Genomic DNA, 24,061 nt, shown 5'->3' with positions numbered 1-24,061 from the left:
GCATTCCGCCCTCAACTTAGGGTGTGACCCTTGAAGAAAAAGTTATTCCAATTGTCCACGCGGGGTCCCCGAAAGCGCCCCATTTCCGGTTTGACAGCCTGCCAAGGGTTTGTTTTGTCTCCGGTTCCAGAGTTCGGGTCGTCGAATGCAGATGCTTTTCAGGTGGGCCAGCAAATGGTGGCCGGGGTTGATTCCCCTGGCCGTCATGTGGGGATTTGCGGCCTGGAATAACACTTTGCCGGTTGAGGCCGACCTGTCGGCCCGCAGCTCGGCCGCGCTCAAGGACACCGTCCTGGACAAGACCCGGATCGCCGTGGACGGCCGCGACGTCAGCCTGGCCGCCGACGCCTTCTCCGAGGAGGGCCGCCGCGACGCCGTGACCACGGTCGAGATGGTTCCCGGGGTGCGGCTGGTCGATGACCAGACCCGCCTGGTTCCCGAGGCAAAGCCCTTCGTCTGGAGCGCCGAGCGCGACGTGGTGCGGGTAACGCTGTCGGGCTCCGCGCCGCTGCCGTCGATGAAGGCGCGCCTCACAGAAGCCGCGCGAAAAGAGGTCAACGGGACCGAGGTCGCCGATCAGATGGGCCTGGCCCGCGGCGCGCCGGCGCGGTTCGAAGCGGCCGCAATGCTGCTGCTCGACCAGATCGGCAAGCTGAAGGACGGCAAGATCACGATCACGGACACCAAGGTCAATCTGTCAGGCATGGCGCGCGATCTCGGCGGCCGCGAAGCGATTGCGGCTGCACTGAAGAACCTGCCCGAGGGCTTTACGATCGCCGCCAACGACATCAAGGCGCCGCCCTACATCTTCCAGGCCTACAAGGATCCGGTCGCCGCCACCGTGACGCTGACCGGCTACGTGCCCGACAACAGCGTGCATGCCGCGATCGCGACCAGCGCGTCGCGAAAATTCTTCACCGAGAAGGTCGTCGACAATCTCAAGGCCAGCATCGGCGCGCCCGGCTCCTTCAACACCGCGGTGGTCGCAGCGCTCGGCGCGCTGTCGCGGCTGTCGACCGGCACGTTGGTGGTGTCGGATCGCGAGGTGAAGCTGTCGGGCGATGCGCTGTACGAAGGTGCGGCCAACGACATCCGCGCAGGACTCGGCAAGGACTTTCCGAAAAACTGGCTGTACAAGCCCGAAATCACCGTGAAGCCCGCGGCCGGGCCGGTCGACGGCACCGTCTGCCAGCAATTGTTCTCGGAGCTGCTCGCCAAGGGCAAGATCCGCTTCGCCACCAAGCGCGCCGACATCGATCCCGACTCCGCCGGCATTCTCGATCATCTGATCGAGACGGCGCTGCGGTGCCCCACCACCAATATCGAGGTCGCGGGCCACACCGATGCCGACGGCGAGGATTCGTTCAACCAGGCGCTGTCCGAGAAGCGCGCGCAGGCGGTGATCGATTATCTGGTCAAGGCCGGGCTTCCCGCTGACCGCTTCACCGCGGTCGGTTACGGCAGCACGCAGCCGGTCGCCGGCAACGACACCGACGACGGCAAGGCGCAAAACCGCCGCATCGAATTTCTGGTGAGGTGATGATGCCCTATCTCGTCTCGTTCCATATGGGCTGGCTGATCGGCTCGGCACTGCTGGGCTTCTGCATGGGCTGGATCTCGGTGGTCCAGCGCGGCAACGGCACCTCGAAGGTGACTGCGCGCTGGCTCGCGGTGTTCGTCGCGGCCTTGGTCGCAGCCTCGTTCGCGCATGTGGTCCCGGGCCGCTTCGGCTATTGGCTCGACCTCGGCCTGGTCCTGTTCGCCTGCTACCTCGTCGGCTGCACCATCGGCGCATGGCTGCGCTATTGGGTGGTCTCGCGGAGCCAGCCCGCGGCCTGAACCGCGGTCCGCCGCCGGAGCGAACGAGCGTCTCAAATTCCGATAACTGACGGATCGGTAAGCAGATCGCCGAAGGAACAAGTCAGCGCTTGACAATAATACGTACGTACGTATTATTTTGCTCATGCCAAAGCCATCGCTTAAAGACGCCATCCTCGATGCCGGTCTGAAGGTCATGTTCCGGACCGGCTATCACGGCACCAGCGTGCGCGACGTCACCGCCGCGGCGGGCGCGCCGCAGGGGTCCTTCACCAACCATTTCCGCTCCAAGGAGGCATTCGCCTCCGAGGTGCTCGACCGCTATTTCGACGTCACCAGGGGGCTGGTCGCCGAGGCGCTCGACGACACCTCCCTGACGCCGCGAGCGCGGCTGCGGCGCTATCTCGACATCATCACCGGCCGGCTCGAGGCCGACGGATACGGCCGCGGCTGCCTGATCGGCGATCTCAGCCTGGAGGCATCAGGCAGCAGCGAGCTGCTGCGTGCGCGTCTCGCGGCGATCTTCGCCGAATGGCGCGCGCCATTCGCCGCCTGCATCAGGGATGCCCAGACCAGCGGCGAGATCGCATCCGATTTCGAGCCTGACGAGCTCGCCGACTTCCTGCTCGCGTCCTGGCAGGGCGCGATCCTGCGCATGAAGGTCGACCGCAATCCGAAGGCACTCGAGCGCTTCAAGACCATCGCATTCCAAACCGTGTTCAGGGAGACGACGACATGAGCAAGCCGACCGAGATCGAGATTCGCCTGGCGCCGGTGCTGGGCAGCACAATCGCCTATCGCGAGACAGGTGCGGAGGACGCACCGGTCGCGCTGTTCCTGCACGGCAATCCGACCTCGTCGCACATCTGGCGCAACATTTTGCCGCTGGTGTCGCCGGTCGCGCGATGCATCGCGCCCGACCTCATCGGCTTCGGCCAGTCCGGCAAGCCCGGCATCGCCTACCGCTTCTTCGATCACGTCCGCTATCTCGATGCCTTCATCGAACAGCGCGGCATCAAATCGGCCTATCTCGTCGCGCAGGATTGGGGCACGGCGCTCGCCTTTCATCTCGCCGCGCGCCGGCCGGATCTCGTGCGCGGCCTTGCCTTCATGGAGTTCATCCGCCCGATGCCGACCTGGCAGGACTTTCACCACACCGACCGCGCCGACGAGCAGGATCACGCCGAGGCGGCGAGGGCGGCGTTTCGCAAGTTCAGGACGCCGGGCGAGGGCGAAGCCATGATCCTCGAGGCGAATGCGTTCGTCGAGCGCGTGCTGCCCGGCGGCATCGTTCGCAAGCTCGGCGACGACGAGATGGCGCCTTATCGCACGCCGTTCCCGACGCCGGAGAGCCGTCGCCCGGTTCTTGCGCTTCCGCGCGAGCTGCCGATCGCCGGCGAGCCCGCCGATGTCTATGCAGCACTCCAATCCGCGCATGCGGCGCTGGCCGCATCATCCTATCCAAAGCTGCTGTTCTCGGGCGAGCCCGGTGCGCTGGTCGCGCCGGAGTTCGCCGAGACGTTTGCGGCGTCGCTGAAGCATTGCGCGCATGTTCGGCTCGGCGCCGGGCTGCACTTCCTTCAGGAGGATCACCCCGAGGCGATCGGCCGCTCCGTCGCCGGCTGGATTGCCGGCATCGAGGCGGTGCGTCCGCAACTTGCGGCCTGAGCAGGCCGCTCCCTCCGAACGGCAAGCTCCCCGCCGGCCCCGCGCCGGCGGACGCCGCGACCGCGCCTCCCTCCGTGATGCCGCGGTGCAACCGAATATCAGGGACCTGGCCTCAGCCGCGCGATTGCCGCGCGGCCATTTGTGCCGCCGCCGACTGTCGTGGCTCACCCCTCTTTCAACAGGCCGGCGGCGCCCATAGATTGATTTCGACTTAAGGCGTGACGGAACATTGACCGGTCGAAATCATCAAAACTTCATGGCCCCTGCGCAGGATTGCCATGGAGATTCGCGTCAGCCCTGCCGCCGAAAGCGCCAAACCGTGCACCTTCAGCCCGCAAACCTGCCTAAAATATTGAAGGCACGTGATTTTGTTCACATTGGCGAATTCCACTCCGCCTCAAAACGCGCTAGTGGAAGGGCGGGGGGCATGCGCGAGGCCGGAGCAGGCGGCAAAGGTTCGTTGAGTGCTCGTTCGTTGAGTGCCTGTGCGTCGTCCGCCTGTTCGCCGGCCACCCTGGCCGTTGCAGCGTTGTTCGAGGTCTAGATGCTGGAAGCCATACGCAGGGCGATGACGTTTCTGCGCCAGAAGCAAATCCTGCATAAGCTTGGAGTTGTGATCAGCGTCGCGGTCATCGGCATCGCTTGCTATGTGCTCTACCACATGTTGCGCGGCATCGACATGAACGAGGTGGTCGAGGCCATCAAGAGCACCGAGCCGCGCCAGATTGCGATGGCGGCGCTGTTCGTCGCCGCGGGCTATTTCACGCTGACGTTCTACGATCTGTTCGCCGTACGCGCGATCGGCCATTCCCACGTGCCCTATCGCATCAACGCGCTCGCGGCCTTCACCAGCTATTCGATCGGCCACAATGTCGGCGCCAGCGTCTTTACCGGCGGTGCGGTGCGCTACCGGATCTATTCGGCCTATGGGTTGAACGCGATCGACGTCGCAAAAATCTGCTTCCTCGCCGGCCTCACCTTCTGGCTCGGCAATGCCGCCGTGCTCGGCCTCGGCATCTCCTATCATCCGGAGGCGGCCGCCTCGATCGACCAGTTGCCGGCCTGGCTGAACCGGACGGCCGCGATGATGATCCTCGTCGCGCTGGTCGGATATGTGGTCTGGGTCTGGACCCAGCCGCGGGTGGTCGGGCGCGGCCCCTGGACCGTGGTGCTGCCGGGCGGTCCGCTGACGCTGTTGCAGATCGCGATCGGCATCATCGATCTCGGCTTCTGCGCGCTCGCGATGTATGTGCTGGTCCCCGACGAGCCCAATCTCGGCTTCGTCGTGGTCGCGGTCATCTTCGTCTCGGCGACGCTGCTCGGCTTCGCCAGCCATTCGCCCGGCGGGCTCGGGGTGTTCGACGCCGCCATGCTGGTCGGCCTCTGGCAGATGGACCGCGAGGAACTGCTCGGCGGCATGCTGCTGTTCCGGGTCCTCTATTATCTGTCGCCCTTCGTCATCTCTGTAATCTTGCTGACGTTTCGCGAGGTTATCATCGGTGCCCGATCGAAGCGGCTGCAACAGGCGGCGCTCAAGCTCGATCCAGGCCCGCCGCCTGAAGCCGCTTATGTGAGAAAGCGCAGCGACAGCGGCGCCTGACCGGCGCAAAACGCAACAAGGAGAAGCCCGCCCCGATGGCGATCGACGCTCCCTCGTCTCCCACGGTGCAGCCCTGGTCCGACCGGCTGCGGCACTCGACCATCATCCTGATCGCCGCCGCGCTGGCGCTGTCGGTCGTGGTCTCGCTCGGCGAATTGTCGGTGGTGCGGGCGGTGACGGTGTTCCTCTGCATCGCAGCCGCGGCGCTGATCCCTTGGCGGCTGCATGATACCGCTGCCTCCCGCGAGGACACCCGCCGCGTCAATCCGGTCGAGAGCGCGGCGGTGGCTGCGGTCGTCGCCGGCATGCCGGATCCGGCCGTGCTGCTCGACCGCGCCGGCCGCGTCATCCATCTCAATGCCGCCGCCGCCCAGCTCGCGCCGGCGCTGCGCAAGAACGAGCTCGCCCAGTTCGCGCTGCGCTCGCCGGAGATCATCACGGCGCTGCGCGAGTCCATCGCGACCACCGAGCCGCGGCGCGCGACTTATCTCGACCATGTGCCGGTCGATCGCTGGATGGAGCTGATCATCACCCCGGTGCCGGTGCCGACCACGTTCGGCGGCGCCGACAAATGCATGCTGATGACCTTCCACGACCAGACGCCGCTGCGCCGGGTCGAGGAAATGCGCGCCGACTTCGTCGCCAACGCCAGCCATGAATTGCGCACGCCGCTGGCCGCGCTCTCCGGCTTCATCGACACGCTGCAGGGCCAGGCCAAGGACGATCCCAAGGCGCGCGAGCGCTTCCTCGGCATCATGCACAACCAGGCCACCCGCATGGCGCGCCTGATCGACGATCTGCTGTCGCTGTCGCGGGTGGAGCTGTCGGCCCATGTGCGGCCGGACACGCTGGTCGACCTGCTGCCGATCATCTTCCAGGTCGCCGACGGGCTCGAGCCGCTGGCCCGGGAACGCCAGGTCGAGGTCGAGACCCATCTGCCGGAAGCACCGGTCATGATCGCGGGCGACCGCGAGGAGCTGCTGCGCCTGTTCGAAAATCTGATCGAGAACGCGCTCAAATACGGTGCCTCCGGCGGGCGCGTCATCGTGTCGCTGACCGCGACCCCGGCAACTGACGGACCTCAGGAAATCCGGGTCATGGTGCGGGATTTCGGACCCGGCATCGCGCCCGAGCACCTGCCGCGCCTGACCGAACGGTTCTACCGGGTGGACGTCGGCGACAGCCGCTCCCAGGGTGGAACCGGTCTGGGATTATCGCTGGTGAAACATATTCTTAACCGTCACCGCGGCCGTCTTTTGATCGAAAGTGTCCCTAAACAGGGGGCCACTTTCACAGCCTGTTTTCCCCAGGCCAAGACTTTAGTCTAGAGACGAAAATCAAGCGATTTCAATCGCTTGAAGGTGTCATCCGACTGTCACGAAACCTTCGTAAAAGCACAGCCGACCGCTCCTAAAGGGGCGGCGCGGGGAGCGCGATCGGGCGCTGATGGCGCTTCGCTCCCCTGTATGGAGACCAGCATGAATTTCATCAAAACGATCGTCGCTGCCGGCTTGGTCGCCGCAACGACGACGGCGGCCTTTGCTGCCGACATCACGGGTGCAGGCGCGACCTTCCCATTCCCGATCTATTCGAAGTGGGCTGACGCCTACAAGAAGGAGACCGGCAACGGCCTGAACTATCAGTCGATCGGCTCCGGCGGCGGCATCAAGCAGATCCAGGCCAAGACCGTGACCTTCGGCGCCAGCGACGCGCCGCTCAAGGCCGAACAGCTCGAGAAGGACGGCCTTGCCCAGTGGCCGATGGTGATGGGCGCCATCGTTCCCGTCGTCAACCTCGAAGGCGTCAAGGCCGGCGAGCTGGTGTTCGACGGCGAGACCCTCGCCAACATCTATCTCGGCAAGATCACCAAGTGGGACGACGCCGCGATCAAGAAGCTCAATCCGAACGTGAAGCTGCCGTCGGACGCGATCACCGTGGTCCGTCGTTCGGACGGTTCGGGCACCACCTTCAACTTCACCAACTACCTCTCCAAGGCCAGCGCCGACTGGAAGAGCAAGGTCGGTGAGGGCACCGCCGTCGAGTGGCCGGTTGGCGTTGGCGCCAAGGGCAACGAAGGCGTGTCGGGCAACATCAGCCAGACCAAGAACTCGATCGGTTACGTCGAGTACGCCTATGCCAAGCAGAACAAGCTGACCTACACCGGCCTCGTCAACAAGGCCGGCAAGCCGGTGCAGCCGACCGTCGAAGCCTTCCAGGCGGCCGCTTCCAACGCCGACTGGGCCAAGGCTCCCGGCTACTACGTCATCCTGACCGACCAGCCCGGCGACAAGTCCTGGCCGATCACGGCGGCGACCTTCATCCTCATGCACAAGGACGCCACCGACAAGGCGGCCTCGCAGGAAGCCATCAAGTTCTTCCGCTGGGCCTTCAAGAACGGCGGCAAGGCGGCTGAAGAGCTCGACTACATCCCGATGCCGGACAGCGTCGTCCAGCTGATCGAGAAGACCTGGGCTGCCGAGATCAAGAGCTAAGCGCTCTCCTCTCGTGTCCCGGATGCGCGGCAGCGTGAAACGCTGCTGCGCTGAGCCGGGACCCACAAGAACGAGGCCCCGGATCAACGTCGCAACGCTTCGCAGCTAGCGCCGCATCCGGGGCACGAGACCAATAAAAAGCGTATATTCTTGGCATAGGGGATCGGCGTGGCAGAAATGGCCGTTCAGAGCGATATCGTCGACGACGCCGGACCATATGATCGCGCCAAGGCGTTGAGCGCGTTCAAGCTCGGCGATGTCACCTTCTACTGGATCACGCGGCTCAGTGCGATCTCGGTGCTTCTCATCCTCGGCGGCATCATCCTGTCGCTGATCGTCGGTGCCTTCCCGGCGATGAAGGAATACGGCTTCGCGTTCCTGTGGACGCAGCGCTGGGCGCCGTCGGCCGATCCGCCCGTGCTCGGCGCGCTCGGACCGATGTACGGCACGCTCGTCACCTCGTTCATCGCGATGCTGATCGCCATTCCGGTCGGTCTCGGCATCGCGATCTTCCTCACCGAGCTCTGTCCGCAATGGCTGCGCCGCCCGATCGGCATGGCGATTGAATTGCTCGCCGGCATTCCCTCGATCATCTACGGCATGTGGGGCTTCTTCGTGCTGGGGCCGTTCCTGGCCAACACCTTCCAGCCTTTCATGATCAAGATCTTCGATGGCGTCCCCGTGCTGGGCGCGATCTTCGCCGGCCCCCCGTCCTATCTCAGCCTGTTCAACGCCGCGCTGATCCTCGCCATCATGGTGCTGCCCTTCATCACCTCGATCTCGGTCGACGTGTTCAAGACGGTGCCGCCCGTGCTGAAGGAAGCTGCCTACGGCGTCGGCTGCACCACCTGGGAAGTCGTGCGCAGCGTGGTGATCCCCTACACCCGCGTCGGCATCATCGGTGGCGTCATGCTGGCACTGGGCCGCGCGCTCGGCGAGACCATGGCGGTGACCTTCATCATCGGCAACTCGTTCCGCATCTCGTCATCGATCTTCGCGCCGGGCACCACGATCTCGGCGGCGATCGCCTCCGAATTCGCCGAGAGCGACGGCCTGCACCAGTCCGGCCTGATCCTGCTCGGCCTGCTGCTGTTCGTGCTGACGTTCTTCGTGCTCGCCGGCGCCCGGCTGATGCTGATGCGGCTGGAAAAGAAGGCGGGGAAATAACATGAACCCGATTTATTCACGCCGCCGCCGCAAGGACATCGTGATCCGCGGGCTCTGCTTCGGTGCCGCCGCCTTCGGCGTCACCTGGCTCGCGCTGATCCTGATCACGCTGCTCTATAACGGCCTCGCCGGGTTGAACCTCGAACTGTTCGTCGCGGACACGCCGCCTCCGGGCTCGACCGAAGGTGGTCTGCGCAACGCCATCGTCGGCTCACTGATCATGACCGTGATCGGCGTCGGCATCGGCGCGCCGCTCGGCCTGTTCGCCGGCACCTATCTCGCCGAGTACGGCCGTAACGACAAGCTGACCTCGGTGATCCGCTTCATCAACGACATCCTGCTCTCGGCGCCCTCGATCATCATCGGCCTGTTCATCTACGGCGCGGTGGTGGTGCCGATGCGCGGCTTCTCGGCAATCGCAGGCTCGCTCGCGCTCGCCGTGATCGTGATCCCGGTGGTGCTGCGCACGACCGAGGACATGCTGCTGCTGGTGCCGAACGCGCTGCGCGAGGCTGCCTCTGCGCTCGGCCTGCCGCGCTCGCTGGTGATCAAGCGCATCGCCTATCGTGCGGCGCGCTCGGGCCTCATCACCGGCGTGATGCTGGCCACCGCCCGCGTCGCCGGCGAGACTGCGCCGCTGCTGTTCACCGCACTGTCGAACCAGTTCTTCAGCCTGGGCCTGAACAAGACGATGGCCAACCTGCCGGTCACCATCAACAACTTCGTGCAGAGCCCGTATGCCTACTGGAAGCAGTTGGCCTGGAGCGGCGCCCTGCTGATCACGTTGACCGTGCTTGCCCTGAACATTGGCGCGCGCATCTTGAGCGCCGAGAGGACCGCAAAATGAGCGAAATGTCTGTTTCCGTCAGTACGCCCGCCGTTCATCCCGGCTCGCAGCCTCTGCCTGAAGCCCCGGCCAAGGTAACGGTGCGCAACCTCAACTTCTATTACGGCGAGCACCACGCGCTGAAGAACATCAATCTGGCGCTCGGCACCAACCGCGTCACGGCGTTCATCGGACCGTCGGGCTGCGGCAAGTCGACCCTGCTGCGCATCTTCAACCGGATGTACGACCTCTATCCGGGCCAGCGCGTCTCCGGTCAGCTGATGCTCGACCAGACCAACATCCTCGATCCCAAGCTCGACCTCAATCTGCTGCGCGCCCGCGTCGGCATGGTGTTCCAGAAGCCGACGCCGTTCCCGATGACGATCTACGAGAACATCGCCTTCGGCATCCGTCTCTACGAGAAGATCTCGAAGTCGGAGATGGACGACCGCGTCGAGAAGGCGCTGCGCGGCGGCGCGCTGTGGAACGAGGTCAAGGACAAGCTGAACGCCTCCGGCCTGTCGCTCTCCGGCGGCCAGCAGCAGCGCCTCTGCATTGCCCGCACCGTCGCGGTGCGGCCCGAGGTGATCCTGTTCGACGAGCCCTGCTCGGCGCTCGATCCGATCTCGACCGCGAAGGTCGAGGAGCTGATCCAGGAGCTGTCCGAGAATTACACGATCGCGATCGTGACCCACAACATGCAGCAGGCGGCCCGCGTCTCCGACAAGACCGCCTTCATGTATCTCGGCGAGTTGATCGAGTTCGACGACACCAGCAAGATCTTCACGTCGCCGTCCGACCGGCGCACGCAGGATTACATTACCGGCCGGTTCGGCTGAGGAGACAGGACATGGGTTCTGAACATACCGCAAAGGCCTTCGACACCGACCTCCAGGAGCTCACGCGCCTGGTTGCCGAGATGGGCGGCATCGCCGAGCGCATGATCGTCGATTCCGTCGACGCGCTGATCCGCCGTGATATCGCGCTCGGCCAGCGCGTCGTCACCATCGACGCCGAGCTCGACGCGCTGCAGAAGAAGATCGAGGAACGCGCCGTGCTCACGATCGCGCGCCGCCAGCCGATGGCGGTGGATCTGCGCGAAATCGTCGGCGCCATGCGCGTCGCGACCGATCTCGAACGCATCGGCGACCTCGCCAAGAACATGGGCAAGCGCGTCGCGGCGCTGGAGACGGATTTCCATCCGCTCAAGCTGTTCCGCGGCCTCGAGCACATGACCGACCTCGTGCAGCAGCAGGTCAAGTCGGTGCTGGACGCCTATGCCGCGCACGATCTGCCGGCGGCGATGGCGGTGTGGAAGGGCGACGAGGAAGTCGACGCCATCTGCACCTCGCTGTTCCGCGAGCTCCTCACCTATATGATGGAGGACCCGCGCAACATCTCGTTCTGCATCCATCTGATGTTCTGCGCCAAGAACATCGAGCGGATCGGCGACCACGCCACCAACATTGCCGAGACCGTGTTCTACATGATCGAAGGCCAGGCCATCACCGACAAGCGACCGAAGGGCGACATGACGACCTTCGCCACCACGGTCCCCAATACTTGAATCCTTAAGGAGCGACGACCCAATGGGCGCACGCATTATGGTGGTTGAAGACGAGGAAGCTCTCACCGAGCTCCTCCGCTACAACCTCGAGGGCGACGGCTATGACGTCGAGACGGTGATGCGCGGCGACGACGCCGACACCCGCCTCAAGGAGCACATCCCCGATCTGATCGTGCTCGACTGGATGCTGCCGGGGCTTTCCGGCATCGAGCTGTGCCGCCGGCTGCGGACGCGGTCCGACACCAAGCAGCTGCCGATCATCATGCTCACCGCGCGCGGCGAGGAGAGCGAGCGGGTGCGGGGCCTTGCGACCGGCGCCGACGACTACATCGTCAAGCCGTTCTCGGTGCCCGAGCTGCTGGCCCGGGTGAAGGGTCTGCTGCGGCGCGCAAGTCCCGAGCGGCTCGCAACCGTGCTCGCTTTCGGTGACATCGAGCTCGATCGCGAAAAGCGCCGCGTGGCGCGCTCGGGCCGGCCGATTGATCTCGGCCCCACCGAATATCGCCTGCTGGAGTTTTTCCTGGAGCACCCCGGTCGTGTGTTCTCGCGCGAGCAGCTGCTCGACAGCGTCTGGGGCCGCGATATCTATATCGACGAGCGCACCGTCGACGTGCATATCGGTCGCCTGCGCAAGCTGCTCAATCTTGGTCGCGAGCAGGATCCGATCCGCACGGTGCGCGGTGCGGGCTATGCGCTCGATGACCGGTTTGCGAAGGCCGAGCAGGCCTAAGGCTCTTGCAAGCAGACAAAATAAAAAGCGCGCTGGATGGCGCGCTTTTTTATTTCCCCGGTCGTCCCGGCCTTGTGCCGGGACGAGGTTAACTGGATGCGCTTACCGCGTGCCCGGCTTCGCCGGCGCGCGCCGCCGATCCGCTGCCGGCTGATACGCCACCCGCGAGTGCTGGGCGCAGTAGGGCAGGCCGGAGAGCGCCTTGCCGCCGCAGAAGAAGAAATCCGGGCTCGAGGGATCGCCGACCGGCCAGTGGCAGGTCGCCTCGTTCAATTCGAGCAGCGACAGCCGCTGGCTCATCGGCACCACGTTGTCGTAGGTGACCGGTTCAGCCTCGACTTCGACCTCGAAGGCCTGCGCCAGCGCGGTATTGCCACGCGCGATGGGCCTGCTCACCCGCATCATGTGCTGCGCCGGACGCGCCTTGCGCGGCCGCGGAGCTGCCGAGGACGGGCTCTTGGCGCGGCCCGACAGGCCGAGCCTGTGCACCTTGCCGATCACGGCGTTGCGGGTGACATTCCCAAGCTCAGCGGCGATCTGGCTGGCCGAAAGTCCGGCCTCCCAGAGCTTTTTCAACTGCTCGACGCGATCGTCGGACCAGGTCAAAACCGTCATTGTAACCTTTCCTTCGCCGCGCGCCTGCCATCCTGGGGCGGCACGACGAATGCCTAAGCTTCGAAAAACCCGTGCCGCCAGAATCCCTTAAGGTTCGCCGGGCGCAATGAGCCGCCCGAACGTTTACGCCGGTACATGAGGACTTTTGGGATCAGAACCGCTGCACGAGATGTCGTATCTGACAAGGCAAACGCTACAATATGGCGTGACTCACGCGCAAGAGTCCGACGACTCGCTTCCACATGTTCCGTGGCCAAAAACCCGCAAATCCGGCACCGCAAGACTACGGAATCAGCGTTTCGCGGGGCTTTCCGGGCGGCATTGACACCATTGGTGCCAGGCATAAGATGGCGATGCGTGCCGCCCTTAAAAGGCGGCACGTTTCGTTTTCCGGACCAATGATGCGCTGCGCAACGCACGCTCAGGCCGTCCGAAACATCCAAAGAGACCATCATGACCAACAGCGCAGCACCGCATTTGCTCCCCGTTTTCGCCAGGGCCGACATCGGTTTTGAGCGCGGTGAAGGCGTCTGGTTGATCGCGACCAATGGCGATCGCTATCTCGATTTCACCTCGGGCGTGGCAGTGAATGCGCTCGGCCATGCCCATCCTGCGCTGGTCAAGGCTCTGCAGGAGCAGGCGACAAAACTCTGGCACATGTCGAACCTGTTCCAGAGCCCGGATGGTGAGAAGCTCGCGGCGCGTCTCTGCAACGAGAGTTTTGCCGACTTCGTGTTCTTCTGTAATTCCGGCGCCGAAGCGCTGGAGGGCGTGATCAAGCTCGTCCGCCACCATCACTTCTCCAAGGGGCATCCGGAGCGCTACCGCATCATCACCTTCGAGGGCGCCTTCCACGGCCGCACGCTGGCGACGCTGGCTGCGACCGGCTCTGCAAAATATCTCGAAGGCTTTGGCCCGCCGATGGACGGTTTCGACCAGATCCCGCACGGTGACATCGAGGCCGTGAAGAAGGCGATCGGTCCGCAGACCGCCGGTATCCTGATCGAGCCGATCCAGGGCGAGGGTGGCGTGCGTTCGGCGCCTCCCGGCTTCCTCAAGGCGCTGCGTCAGCTCTGCGACGAGAAGGGCCTGCTGCTCGCCTTCGATGAAGTGCAGACCGGCATGGGCCGCACCGGCGATCTCTTCGCCCATCGGCGCACCGGCGTCACGCCTGACGTGATGTCGCTGGCGAAGGCGCTCGGCGGCGGCTTCCCGATCGGCGCGGTGCTGGCGACCGCGGAAGCGGCCTCCGGCATGGGGCCCGGCTCGCACGGCTCGACCTTCGGCGGCAATCCGCTGGCGATCTCGGCCGCGAACGCAGTGCTCGACGTCATGCTCAAGCCCGGCTTCTTCGACCATGTGCAGAAGATGTCGCTGCTGCTGAAGCAGAAGCTTGCCTCCGTGATCGACCGTCATCCCGATGTCGTCAGCGAAGTTCGCGGCGAGGGGCTCCTGATCGGCATCAAGGCCGTGGTGCCCTCCGGCGATCTGGTCGCAGCGCTTCGCAACGAAAAACTGCTCACCGTCGGGGCCGGCGACAATGTCGTGCGCTTCCTGCCGCCCTTGATCGTCACCGAAGCCGAGATCGAGGACAGCGTCGGGCGGCTCGAACGCGCCTGCACTGCGCTGACCGGCAACAAGCGGGCGGCAAGCTGATGAGCAAGACGCCGAAGCACTTCCTGGACATCAACGAGCTGCCGCTGTCGGAGCTCAAGAGCATGCTCGCGGCCTCCTCCGCCATGAAGGCGAAGCAGAAGGCACATCAGCCGGTCAGGCCGCTCGAGGGCAAGACGCTGGCGATGATCTTCGAACGCCCGTCGACCCGCACGCGGGTGTCGTTCGACGTCGCCATGCGCCAGCTCGGCGGCGAGCCGATCATGCTCACGGGTGCCGAGATGCAGCTCGGCCGCGGCGAGACCATTGCCGACACCGCGCGCGTGCTGTCGCGCTATGTCGACGCCATCATGATCCGCATCCTCAATCACGAGGCGCTGCTGGAGCTCGCTGCGAATGCGACCGTGCCCGTGATCAACGGCCTGACGCGGCGCTCGCACCCGTGCCAGGTGATGGCCGATCTCATGACCTACGAGGAGCATCGCGGCCCGATCGAAGGTCGCACCGTGGCCTGGACCGGCGACGACAACAACGTGCTGGCGTCCTGGGCTCATGCCGCCGAACGTTTCAAGTTCAACCTCAATGTCGCGACCCCGCCGGAGCTCGCTCCGAAGAAGGTGATGCGCGACTTCATCAAGGCCACCAACGCGCCGATCGTGCTCGGCACCGATCCCGAGGCCGCGGTGAAGGGCGCCGATTGCGTCGTCACCGACACCTGGGTGTCTATGGGCGACAAGGAAGGTGAGCACCGTCACAACGTGCTCAAGCCCTACCAGGTCAATTCGAAGCTGATGTCGCTGGCCAAGCCCGACGCGCTGTTCATGCACTGTCTGCCCGCCCATCGCGGCGAGGAGGTCACCGACGAGGTGATCGACGGCCCGCAATCGGTCGTGTTCGACGAGGCCGAAAACCGCCTGCATGCGCAGAAGGGCATTTTGGCCTGGTGCTTTGACGCGGTGAAGTAGAGATACGTGCGAGTGTGTGGCCGCGCTGGCGGCTCCATCCTCCGCTGTCGTCCCGGACAAGCGTAAGCGCAGATCCGGGACCCATAACCACAGGCAGTGGTTTTGCGAGGACTCGGAGTTGTCATCTCGCACGATGACGTCATCCTGTGGTTATGGATCCCGGGTTCGCGCTTCGCGCGCTCCGGGACGACATCCAGTTTGAGGCTGCTTCGTACAACGACACCTGCATCCGGAACGCACCACCTCGCGCCCCCTTCCATTTCCCGTCCTCCGACCCCAGATAAAGCGCCATGGTTTCCCAATCCCCTGACATGAAAACCGGGTCTGAAGGCCCGGTTCGCGCACCATCCGCGGTTCCCATCGATGATGCCGTGTTGCCCTACGAGGTCGATGCGCTCGATGTGCGTGGGCGCCTGGTTCGGCTTGGCCCCGCGCTCGACGAGATCCTGACCAAGCACGATTATCCCGCGCCGGTCGGCAAGCTGCTCGGCGAGGCCATCGTGCTGACCACGCTGCTCGGCTCGGCGCTGAAATTTGAAGGCCGCTTCATCCTGCAGGCACAGACCGACGGGCCGGTGTCGTTTCTGGTGGTGGACTATCAGGCGCCGGATCGCCTGCGCGCCTATGCGCGCTTCGACGCCGAACGCCTCGGTGACACCAAGGATTCCGGCACGCTGCTCGGCCGCGGCCACCTCGCCATGACGATCGACCAGGGGCCCGATATGAGCCGCTACCAGGGCCTGGTGGCGCTCGACGGCGGCAGCCTGGAAGATGCCGCTCACGAATATTTCCTGCGCTCCGAGCAGATCCCGACGCGCGTCCGCCTTGCGGTCGGCGAGGAGTGGCGCTCGAGCGACGGTGGCAAGCATCGCTGGCGCGCCGGCGGCATGCTGATGCAGTTCTTGCCGAAGGCGCCGGAGCGCGCGCGGCAGGCCGATCTGCATCCCGGCGATGCGCCCGATGGCGCCGAGGTGCACAGCGTTGCCGAGGACGATGCCTGGGTCGAGGCGCGCTCGCTGATCGAAACCGTCGAGGACGTCGAGCTGATCGATCCCGATCTCTCCGGCGAGCGGTTGCTCTATCGCCTCTTCCACGAACGCGGCGTGCGCGTGTTCAATCCGCTTGTCCTGAAAGCGCAATGCTCCTGCTCGCGCGATGCGGTTGCCTCCATGCTGAAGAGCTTCTCGCCGGACGATCGCTCGGCGATGGTCAAGGACGACAAGGTCGTCGTGACCTGCGAGTTCTGCTCATCGGTGTACGAGTTCACGCCGGATGAGGCAGGCGTCGAGGACGCGTAGCGCGGTATCGTAGGGTGGGCAAAGCGAAGCGTGCCCACGATCTCGTGCATTTCGACGGAAATGGTGGGCACGGCGCGTTGCGCCTTTGCCCGCCCTACGGCACCGTCATCCGCCGCTAATTCAACACCCGCTTGTTGTCCGGGCTGTCCAGCGAAAACGTCGGCACGTCGATCTCGAAACGTTCGCCGCTTTCGCTGACCATCTGGTAGCGGCCGGTCATGAAGCCGGAGGCGGTCGAGAGCGGCACGCCGGAGGTGTATTCGAAGCGCTCGCCGGGGGCCAAGGTCGGCTGCTCGCCGACCACGCCTTCGCCCTTGACCTCCTGCTGCCGGCCGGAGGCGTCGGTGATGATCCAGTGCCGCGTCTTGAGCTGCACGGTCTCGTCGCCGGAATTGGTGATGACGATGGTGTAGGACCAGAAATAGCGCGAGCGGTCGGCCGACGACTGTTCCGGAACAAAGTTCGGCTCGACGGTCACTTCGATCTGGCGGGTCACGGCGCGGTACATGACTGCCATCATAACGAAAACCCTGCCGGGAACCAAACGCCGCAGGCGGCTTTCGCGACATCGTCCCGCCAGAATTGACAGGGAAGTACACCCGTATGTGATCCGGCCGCTTTGCGAGGCGGCGACGGGACCGGTACAATCCTCATACGTCGCGATTTGCGGAAGGGTTTTTGGGCCCCGATGACCATTGCCGATCAAGTGACGGGATCGACGATCGCGGGAACCGCGGGTGCCAAGCCCGCGGAGGCCAAACCCGTGGCGCGTGCGCCGGCGATCACGCTGCCGGCGATCGGTGAGCGCGAACTCAGGCTCGACCTGTTCCGGGGCCTGGCGCTGTGGCTGATCTTCATCGACCATCTGCCGCCGAATTTGCTGACCTGGTTCACGATCCGCAATTACGGCTTCAGCGACGCCACCGAAATCTTCATCTTCATCTCCGGCTACACCGCCGCCTTCGTCTATGGCCGCGCCATGCTGGAGAGCGGCTTCGTCATCGCCACCGCGCGCATCCTGCGTCGGGTCTGGCAGATCTATGTCGCCCACGTCTTCCTGTTCACGATCTTCCTCGCCGAGATCTCCTACGTCGCGACCAGCTTCGAGAACCCGCTCTACACCGAAGAGATGGGGATCATGGATTTCCTCAAGCAGCCCGATGTCACCATCGTGCAGGCGCTGCTGTTGCGCTTCCGTCCCGTCAACATGGACGTGCTGCCGCTGTACATCGTCTTGATGCTGGCGTTGCCGCTGATCCTGTGGTCGATGAAGTGGCGGCCCGACGTGACGCTTGCGCTGTCGGCCGCCCTCTATGCGGTGACCTGGGAATTCGACCTCTACTTCTCGGCCTATCCGAACGGCTTCTGGGCGTTCAATCCGCTGGCCTGGCAGTTGCTGTTCGTGTTCGGGGCATGGTGTGCGCTCGGAGGTGCGCGACGCATGTCGCGCATTCTGGCGTCACGGGTCACGATGTGGATCTCGATCGCTTATCTCGTTGCGGCGTTCTACGTGACGCTGACCTGGTACGTACCGCAGCTCGGCCATCTCATGCCGAAGCGGCTCGAGCAGTGGATGTATCCGATCGACAAGACCGACCTCGACGTGCTGCGCTTCACGCATTTCCTGGCGCTGGCCGCGCTCACCGTGCGCTTCCTGCCGCGCGACTGGCCGGGCCTGAAATCGCCCTGGCTGCGGCCGCTGATCCTGTGCGGCTCCCATTCCCTCGAGATCTTCTGCCTCGGCGTCTTCCTCGCCTTCGCCGGCCATTTCATCCTGGCCGAGGTCTCCGGTGGACCGGGCATGCATGCGCTGATTAGTCTCTCCGGAATCCTGATCATGTGGGGCGTTGCCTGGGTGATTTCGTGGTACAAGCAGGTGGCCGACAAGAGCGGTACGAAAACCAAAGCCGCCGCCGGCAACGCCGATCTGGCGGGAGGGGGCTGATGAAGGCGAAGGTTCTCCTGAGCCTGATCCTGCTGTGCGCTGGTCTCGTCGCGCCTTCGGCGCGCGCCGGCGAAGCCGTGCCTGCCGCGCCCGCAGCCTGCGAATTACCGCCTTATTTGCTCGCCACCGACAGCCAGCTCCACAAGGTCGCCGACACCGTCAAGGCCGGCAAGCCGCTGGAGATCCTGGTGATCGGCAGCCGCTCCACCACCATTCCATCCTCGGAGGACAGCTCCTATCCGGCGCGGATGCAGGCCATGCTGAAGGACAAGCTGCCGCCTGCGGAGACCGTGCACGTATCCGTAGAAATACAGAGCAAGAAGACAGCGGAGGAAGCCGCCAGTACCTTCGTTAAGCTGATGGAAGCAAAAACACCTACTTTGGTCATCTGGCAGACCGGGACCGTGGATGCTATCCGCTCCATCGATCCCGATGATTTCCGCGGCGCCGTGACCGAAGGGGTCGCTGCGTTGCAAAATGCAGGGGCTGACGTCGTCTTGATGAATTTGCAGTACAGCCCGCGTACCGAAACCATGATCTCGGCGCCGCCTTATCTCGATAATATGCGGGTGGTGGCGCAGGAGCATGATGTCCCGCTGTTCGACCGCTTCGCGATGATGCGGCAGTGGAATGATCAGGGTCAGTTCGACCTGTTCAGCCCCTCCCGCGGCCCTGAGCTGGCGAAGCAGGTCCATGATTGCATCGGCCGGGCGTTGGCACAGTTTGTGATCGACGCCGCCCATCTGGGGCCGGCCCAGCAGCAAAATTGAGGTCTAGCGTTAATGAGTTCTCTCCGCCCTTTTGGCCTGACGACATGGCTGGCCGCGCCCGCAGCGGCGGCGCTGCTGATGCTGACGCCCGTGGTGTTGCGGGCCCCGGCGCGCGCTCAGGCCGCCCAGGCGACGCCGGCGCCGCAGCAGGGCGCTAATCCCGCACCGGCATCACCGTCCCAGACCACGATTGCTGCGACGTCGTCCGCCGAGCAGCGCGGCCTCACCTCGCGCGCCATCGACAAGGTGAAGCAGGTCGCGAAATCCGCCGGCGACATTTTCAGCCGCGTGCCGTGTCTGTCGCCGAAGGGCGGTGCGAACACGATGGGCTCGCTGCCGCATGTCGCGAGCAAGCTCGTCGCCGGCAAGCCCGTCGTGATCGTCGCGTTCGGCTCGTCGTCGACGGCGGGCTACGGCGCGAGCTCGCCCGACTTCAACTATCCGAACCGTCTCGCTGCGCAGCTGCGCCGGCAATATCCCACCGCTGACATCACCGTCATCAATGCCGGAATCGGCGGCGAGGACGCGCCCGAGATGATGAAGCGCCTCCAGAAGGAGGTCATCGACGTGCATCCGGATCTCGTGATCTGGCAGGTCGGCACCAACGCCGTGCTGCGCGATCTCGATCCCGGCGACACCGCCAAGATGGTCGAGGACGGCGTCACCCGCATCCAGGCCGCAGGCGATGCCGACGTCGTGCTGGTCGATCCGCAATATTCGCCGCGCGTCACCGAGCGTCCCGAAAGGGCAAGCAGGATGGTGAAGCTGCTCGGCAAGGTCGCCGAGCTGCGTCACGTCGGTATCTTCCCGCGCTTCGAAGTGATGCGCGAATGGCATGAAAAGCAGGCGCTCCCGGTCGAGAGCTTTGTCATCGCCGACGGCCTGCACATGAACGATTGGGGCTATGCCTGCTTCGCCCAGCTGCTCGGCGACGACATCATCCGCTCGGTCGGCCAGATCAAGCTCGGCGTGAACGTGCCCGCGGACGTGCGGACGTATCGGCCGATGTGATTTGTCGTCCCGGCGAACGCCGGGACCCATACCGCGTGATCTATCGGTGGATTTCGGCTCTAGTACCGGAGACCGCTCAACTACCAGTCTTCGCCAAACCTAATCCTATGGTTATGGGTCCCGGCTTTCGCCGGGACGACAGGAAGCTCTCACGCCTTCTCGAGCGCCGCGGTCAGATCCTCGATCAGATCATCGGCATGCTCGAGCCCGGCCGAGAAGCGAATGAATCCCTCGCTGATGCCGAGCGCGGCGCGATCCTCGGGCTTGAGGCGCTGGTGCGTCGTCGTCGCCGGATGCGTGACGAGGCTCTTGGCGTCGCCGAGATTGTTCGAGATCTTTGCAAGCTTCAGCTCGTTGAGCACGCGGAACGCCGCCGCCTTGCCGCCCTTGACCTCGAAGCCGACCAGCGTCGAGCCGCCGCGCATCTGCTTCTTCACCAGCGCCGCCTGCGGATGATCGGCGCGGCCGGGATAGACCAGTCGCGCGATCTTGGGATGGCTCGCCAGCACGTCGGCGATGCGCGCCGCGGTGTCGGTCTGCGCGCGCACGCGCACGCCGAGCGTCTCCAGGCCCTTGAGCAGGACCCAGGCGTTGAACGGCGAGATCGACGGCCCGGTCTGGCGCATGAAATTATGAATGTGCTCGGCGATGAAGGCCTCCGAGGACAGGATGATGCCGCCGAGACAGCGGCCCTGGCCGTCGATGTGCTTGGTCGCGGAGTAGACGACGACGTCGGCGCCGAGTGCGAGCGGGCTCTGCCAGATCGGCGTGGCGAACACGTTGTCGACGACGAGCCGCGCGCCGCCGCTATGTGCGATCTCGGCGATGCCGGGAATGTCGAGCACGTCGAGCGTTGGATTGGTCGGGCTCTCCAGGAAGAACGTCTTGGTGTTCGGCTTCAGCGCGCGCTGCCATTCGTCGAGATTGGCGCCGTCGACCAGCGTGGTCTCGATGCCGTAGCGGGGCAGCAGATCCTGAATGACGTAGAGGCACGAGCCGAACAGCGCGCGAGACGCGACGACATGGTCGCCGGCTTTCAGCGGCGCCAGGATCGCCGTCGTCACCGCGGCCATGCCTGTTGCCGCCGAGCGCGCGGCCTCTGCGCCTTCGAGCTCGATCATGCGGCGCTCGAACATCGCGATCGTCGGGTTCGAGTAGCGCGAGTAGATGAAGCCGGGGTCCTCGCCCTTGAACCGCGCCTCGCACTCCTCGGCGCTGTTGTAGACATAGCCCTGGGTCAGGAACAGCGCCTCCGACGTCTCGCCATATTGCGAACGCAGGGTACCGGAATGGACCAGGCGGGTTTCGGGACGGTAGTTGGCAGGCGACTTCGACATAGGACCCTCCGACATGACCGTTGACGCAAAAACGGTCACAAAAAAACCGGCCTGGAAATCTCCACGGGCCGGGATCACAGAGGTCCCCGGCCTGTTTAGCGACTTATTTAACGTGGCTGCAAGCCGGCCGGCTCAAATCACCACGGGATAAGTGATGCTCATATTCCGCAATGCCCTTTTCGTCAAGGCGTCCATCGGATAGCCGTAAAAGGCTAGTATTTCCCGCATGTCCGGATGTATTTGACCCCCGATGAGGACCCCCGGTTGACGTTCACGGTTGCCGCCGACGCCAATGGTATCCTGCCCGACCGCATGATCGCGGCGATGGCGGAAGAGGGCCTCATCCTGCCTGCGTACGATTTCGTCGAAAGCCAGATCCAGCCGGCGAGCCTCGATCTGCGCCTCGGTGACATCGCCTATCGCGTGCGCGCGAGCTTCCTGCCCGGCCCCGGTGCCACCGTCGCCGAGCGCATCGATCAGTTGAAGCTGCACGAGTTCAGCCTCGCCGACGGTGCGGTGCTGGAGACCAACTGCGTCTACATCGTGCCGCTGCTCGAGAGCCTTGCGCTGCCGCCGGAGATCGTCGCGGCCGCCAACCCCAAAAGCTCGACCGGGCGGCTCGACGTCTTCACCCGCGTGATCGCCGACGGCACCCGTCGTTTCGACATGATCGGCGCCGGCTATCACGGTCCGCTCTATGCCGAGATCAGCCCGAAGACATTTCCGGTGCTGGTGCGCGAGGGCTCGCGCCTGTCGCAGGTGCGCTTTCGCACCGGTGACGCCATCCTCAATGCCGACGCGCTCGATGCGCTGCATGCCACCGAGCGTCTCGTCGATATCGACGATGCGGATCTCACCGGTGGCGTTGCCGTCTCCGTCGATCTCTCCGGCGAGAAAAGCACGGGCTTCGTCGGCTATCGCGCCAAGCGGCACACCGGCGTGGTCGATGTCGATCGCCGCTCCGGCTACGCGGTGGAAGATTTCTGGGAGCCGATCTCGGCCCGTCCCGATGGCAGCCTGATCCTCGACCCCGGCGAGTTCTATATCCTCGCTTCCAAGGAAGCCGTGCAGGTGCCGCCCGATTACGCCGCGGAGATGGTGCCGTTCGATCCGCTGGTCGGCGAATTCCGCGTGCACTATGCCGGCTTCTTCGATCCCGGCTTCGGCTATGCCGGCGCGGGCGGGCTGGGATCGCGCGCCGTGCTGGAAGTGCGCTCGCGCGAAGTGCCGTTCATCCTCGAGCACGGCCAGATCGTCGGCCGCCTCGTCTACGAGAAGATGCTCGCGCGCCCCGACGCCATGTACGGCCAGCGCATCGGCTCAAACTACCAGGCGCAGGGCCTGAAGCTCAGCAAGCATTTCCGGGTGTAGCTGCACACACGCTGTCATGCCCCGGCTTGACCGGGGCATCCAGTACGCCGCGGCCTATCGGCTCCATCACAATCGCCTCTGGAATACTGGATCGCCCGGTCTTCGCCGGGCGATGACAGCGGAGATTGCGTCACCCGATCCGCGATGACACACTCCCGCAAAACAACAAGCCGGGAGCAATCGATGACCGCAGCTGACGCCGCGCAACAAGCCCAATGGAAACGCTGGCGCGCGGTCGCCGACCTCTATCACGCTTACTTCACCGGCCTCATCCTCACCGTGGTCACGCGCCGCGGCACGGCGGACGCCGCTGAATTCGTCTTCCGCGTCTTCCGCCGCCAGCAGCAGGAGCGCTTCCTGCCCGGTCTCAAGAAGCTCGGGGTCGATCATCTGCCGCCGGCGGTGGCGGCGGCTCAGTATCATTATCTCTCCAACTGGATCGGCGGTGTCCACGTCGAATACATGTATGAGAGCGACACCAAGGCCTGGATCCGCTATCCGCCGCCGCGCTGGATCTGGAAGGGCCCGGCGATCTGCGGCGTGCCGGGCGAAGTCTCGCGCGCAATGCTGCGCGGCTGGCACGCCAACAACGGTGTCGCGCTCGGTGATCTCCGCCTGGGCTTCGTCTGCACCAAGCAGAGCGTTGATGGCCAGGACGGGCTCGAAGGCTACTACCATCAATACGATCATCCGCTCGAGCTCGACCAGCGCCTGGTCTTTGCGCGGCACCTCGAAGCGCCGCTGTTCGACGCGAAGACGGCACCGGCTCTGCCTGTCGCAAGCTGGCCGAAGCCGCGGCTGGAAAAGGCCTATCGCAACTACGCGATGGAATATGTCCGCACGGCTGCTCCGGTGATGGTGCAACTGTTCGGGCCCGAAGATGCCGGCTATCTCCTGCACATCACCGGCAAGCTGATCGGCATGCAGTTCTTCGACGAGATCGCAGAGCCGCTGGCCATGCGCCGCGGCGGCGCGAGCGAGTTTGTATCCTTCCTCAACGCGCTGTTCGCCGCGCAGGACGATACGGCCGAGACGATACAGTCCGAAGGCAGCTTCGAAATCCGGCAGCAGAGCTGGAAGCTGATGGACGATGTCGCCGATTATCACAGTGCCTGCGCAAAAGTGCTGGAAGGGCTGTTCGAGGGGCTTGCTGCGGGATGCGGCCGGCATATCGGCGTGCATTTGCGACCGACGGCAGCCGGCCGGCCGCCGCTGGTCTGGACGATTGAATAGGTGAACGGTGCTGCGGCGGCTTCACCTCGCCCCG

At 64.7% G+C, this 24,061-nt stretch carries 23 protein-coding genes and 1 riboswitch; of the genes, 20 read left to right on the top strand and 3 right to left on the bottom strand.

The features are described from left to right. Window positions 1–145 precede the first annotated feature (145 nt). From NLM32_RS44480 to phoB, 12 genes are all read left to right on the top strand, one after another. Window positions 146–1,540: an OmpA family protein gene (locus NLM32_RS44480; protein WP_254134950.1), complete on the top strand. Its 1,395-nt coding sequence runs from the start codon at window positions 146–148 to the stop codon at window positions 1,538–1,540. A 2-nt stretch (window positions 1,541–1,542) separates the two neighbouring features. Continuing rightward, complete coding sequence (locus NLM32_RS44475; RefSeq protein ID WP_254135561.1) at window positions 1,543–1,839, top strand: hypothetical protein; 297 nt, start codon at window positions 1,543–1,545, stop codon at window positions 1,837–1,839. A gap of 124 nt (window positions 1,840–1,963) precedes the next feature. After that, the gene (locus NLM32_RS44470; RefSeq protein ID WP_254134949.1) at window positions 1,964–2,557 is read left to right on the top strand and encodes a TetR/AcrR family transcriptional regulator; all 594 of its coding nucleotides are present in this window, start codon (window positions 1,964–1,966) and stop codon (window positions 2,555–2,557) included. After that, the gene (locus tag NLM32_RS44465; protein WP_254134948.1) at window positions 2,554–3,486 is read left to right on the top strand and encodes a haloalkane dehalogenase; all 933 of its coding nucleotides are present in this window, start codon (window positions 2,554–2,556) and stop codon (window positions 3,484–3,486) included. The genes NLM32_RS44470 and NLM32_RS44465 overlap by 4 nt, the downstream gene beginning before the upstream one ends. Window positions 3,487–4,030: 544 nt before the next feature. Continuing rightward, window positions 4,031–5,086, top strand: coding sequence for a lysylphosphatidylglycerol synthase domain-containing protein (locus NLM32_RS44460; RefSeq protein WP_254134947.1), 1,056 nt, complete (start codon window positions 4,031–4,033; stop codon window positions 5,084–5,086). 35 nt (window positions 5,087–5,121) lie between these two features. Further along, a complete protein-coding gene (locus tag NLM32_RS44455; RefSeq protein WP_254134946.1) occupies window positions 5,122–6,414 on the top strand; it encodes an ATP-binding protein in 1,293 nt (430 codons plus the stop codon). A gap of 150 nt (window positions 6,415–6,564) precedes the next feature. After that, window positions 6,565–7,578 (top strand): phosphate ABC transporter substrate-binding protein PstS, encoded by a 1,014-nt coding sequence (gene pstS, locus NLM32_RS44450; RefSeq protein ID WP_234682148.1) that lies wholly within the window; start codon window positions 6,565–6,567, stop codon window positions 7,576–7,578. Window positions 7,579–7,755: 177 nt separating this feature from the next. Further along, window positions 7,756–8,745, top strand: coding sequence for a phosphate ABC transporter permease subunit PstC (gene pstC / locus NLM32_RS44445; protein WP_254135560.1), 990 nt, complete (start codon window positions 7,756–7,758; stop codon window positions 8,743–8,745). A gap of 1 nt (window position 8,746) precedes the next feature. Then, on the top strand, window positions 8,747–9,592 hold the full coding sequence (gene pstA, locus NLM32_RS44440) for a phosphate ABC transporter permease PstA (protein WP_254134945.1): 846 nt from the start codon (window positions 8,747–8,749) through the stop codon (window positions 9,590–9,592). Further along, the gene (pstB, locus tag NLM32_RS44435) at window positions 9,589–10,410 is read left to right on the top strand and encodes a phosphate ABC transporter ATP-binding protein PstB (protein WP_254134944.1); all 822 of its coding nucleotides are present in this window, start codon (window positions 9,589–9,591) and stop codon (window positions 10,408–10,410) included. The genes pstA and pstB overlap by 4 nt, the downstream gene beginning before the upstream one ends. A gap of 11 nt (window positions 10,411–10,421) precedes the next feature. After that, on the top strand, window positions 10,422–11,138 hold the full coding sequence (gene phoU / locus NLM32_RS44430) for a phosphate signaling complex protein PhoU (protein WP_200296825.1): 717 nt from the start codon (window positions 10,422–10,424) through the stop codon (window positions 11,136–11,138). Window positions 11,139–11,160: 22 nt separating this feature from the next. Continuing rightward, window positions 11,161–11,868 carry a phosphate regulon transcriptional regulator PhoB gene (phoB, locus tag NLM32_RS44425; protein ID WP_254134943.1) on the top strand — a complete coding sequence of 236 codons (708 nt, stop codon included), beginning with the start codon at window positions 11,161–11,163 and terminating at the stop codon, window positions 11,866–11,868. 102 nt (window positions 11,869–11,970) lie between these two features. Here the strand turns inward: phoB and NLM32_RS44420 are convergent, their stop codons facing one another. Next, window positions 11,971–12,483: a GcrA family cell cycle regulator gene (locus NLM32_RS44420; protein ID WP_018644522.1), complete on the bottom strand. Its 513-nt coding sequence runs from the start codon at window positions 12,481–12,483 to the stop codon at window positions 11,971–11,973. 453 nt (window positions 12,484–12,936) lie between these two features. Here NLM32_RS44420 and NLM32_RS44415 point away from each other — a divergent pair, with 453 nt between their 5' ends. The 3 genes from NLM32_RS44415 (at window position 12,937) to NLM32_RS44405 (ending at window position 16,360) form a co-directional block, all read left to right on the top strand. After that, window positions 12,937–14,139, top strand: coding sequence for an aspartate aminotransferase family protein (locus NLM32_RS44415; RefSeq protein WP_254134942.1), 1,203 nt, complete (start codon window positions 12,937–12,939; stop codon window positions 14,137–14,139). Continuing rightward, window positions 14,139–15,062: an ornithine carbamoyltransferase gene (gene argF, locus NLM32_RS44410; protein WP_254134941.1), complete on the top strand. Its 924-nt coding sequence runs from the start codon at window positions 14,139–14,141 to the stop codon at window positions 15,060–15,062. Before NLM32_RS44415 ends, argF begins: the two co-directional genes overlap by 1 nt. A 290-nt stretch (window positions 15,063–15,352) precedes the next feature. Then, entirely contained in the window at window positions 15,353–16,360 is a 1,008-nt protein-coding gene (locus NLM32_RS44405; protein ID WP_254134940.1) for an Hsp33 family molecular chaperone, read from the top strand. A 115-nt stretch (window positions 16,361–16,475) separates the two neighbouring features. Here the strand turns inward: NLM32_RS44405 and apaG are convergent, their stop codons facing one another. Further along, complete coding sequence (gene apaG, locus NLM32_RS44400) at window positions 16,476–16,868, bottom strand: Co2+/Mg2+ efflux protein ApaG (protein WP_212302907.1); 393 nt, start codon at window positions 16,866–16,868, stop codon at window positions 16,476–16,478. A gap of 180 nt (window positions 16,869–17,048) precedes the next feature. On the opposite strand from apaG, the gene NLM32_RS44395 reads away from it, so the two are divergent. From NLM32_RS44395 to NLM32_RS44385, 3 genes are read left to right on the top strand one after another with little or no spacing between them, the layout of a single operon-like run. Continuing rightward, window positions 17,049–18,305, top strand: a complete 1,257-nt coding sequence (locus tag NLM32_RS44395; RefSeq protein WP_254134938.1) for an OpgC domain-containing protein — start codon at window positions 17,049–17,051, stop codon at window positions 18,303–18,305. Next, window positions 18,305–19,075 (top strand): SGNH/GDSL hydrolase family protein, encoded by a 771-nt coding sequence (locus NLM32_RS44390; RefSeq protein WP_254134937.1) that lies wholly within the window; start codon window positions 18,305–18,307, stop codon window positions 19,073–19,075. The genes NLM32_RS44395 and NLM32_RS44390 overlap by 1 nt, the downstream gene beginning before the upstream one ends. A gap of 12 nt (window positions 19,076–19,087) precedes the next feature. Beyond that, a complete protein-coding gene (locus NLM32_RS44385) occupies window positions 19,088–20,086 on the top strand; it encodes an SGNH/GDSL hydrolase family protein (RefSeq protein ID WP_254134936.1) in 999 nt (332 codons plus the stop codon). Between the two features lie 149 nt (window positions 20,087–20,235). Here NLM32_RS44385 and NLM32_RS44380 read toward each other — a convergent pair whose 3' ends face one another. After that, a complete protein-coding gene (locus tag NLM32_RS44380) occupies window positions 20,236–21,423 on the bottom strand; it encodes an O-succinylhomoserine sulfhydrylase (protein WP_254134935.1) in 1,188 nt (395 codons plus the stop codon). Between the two features lie 74 nt (window positions 21,424–21,497). Beyond that, window positions 21,498–21,577: riboswitch (SAM riboswitch) on the bottom strand. 80 nt (window positions 21,578–21,657) lie between these two features. On the opposite strand from NLM32_RS44380, the gene NLM32_RS44375 reads away from it, so the two are divergent. Together NLM32_RS44375 and NLM32_RS44370 are read left to right on the top strand one after the other, a co-directional pair. Continuing rightward, window positions 21,658–22,794 carry a 2'-deoxycytidine 5'-triphosphate deaminase gene (locus tag NLM32_RS44375; RefSeq protein ID WP_375143619.1) on the top strand — a complete coding sequence of 379 codons (1,137 nt, stop codon included), beginning with the start codon at window positions 21,658–21,660 and terminating at the stop codon, window positions 22,792–22,794. A gap of 183 nt (window positions 22,795–22,977) precedes the next feature. After that, window positions 22,978–24,027 carry a hypothetical protein gene (locus NLM32_RS44370; RefSeq protein ID WP_254134933.1) on the top strand — a complete coding sequence of 350 codons (1,050 nt, stop codon included), beginning with the start codon at window positions 22,978–22,980 and terminating at the stop codon, window positions 24,025–24,027. Window positions 24,028–24,061 lie beyond the last annotated feature (34 nt).

The organism is Bradyrhizobium sp. CCGUVB14 (assembly GCF_024199935.1).
Classification (GTDB): domain Bacteria; phylum Pseudomonadota; class Alphaproteobacteria; order Rhizobiales; family Xanthobacteraceae; genus Bradyrhizobium.
The sequence above is the reverse complement of the archived record's forward strand: the minus strand, read 5'-3'. Positions and strand labels throughout refer to the sequence as shown.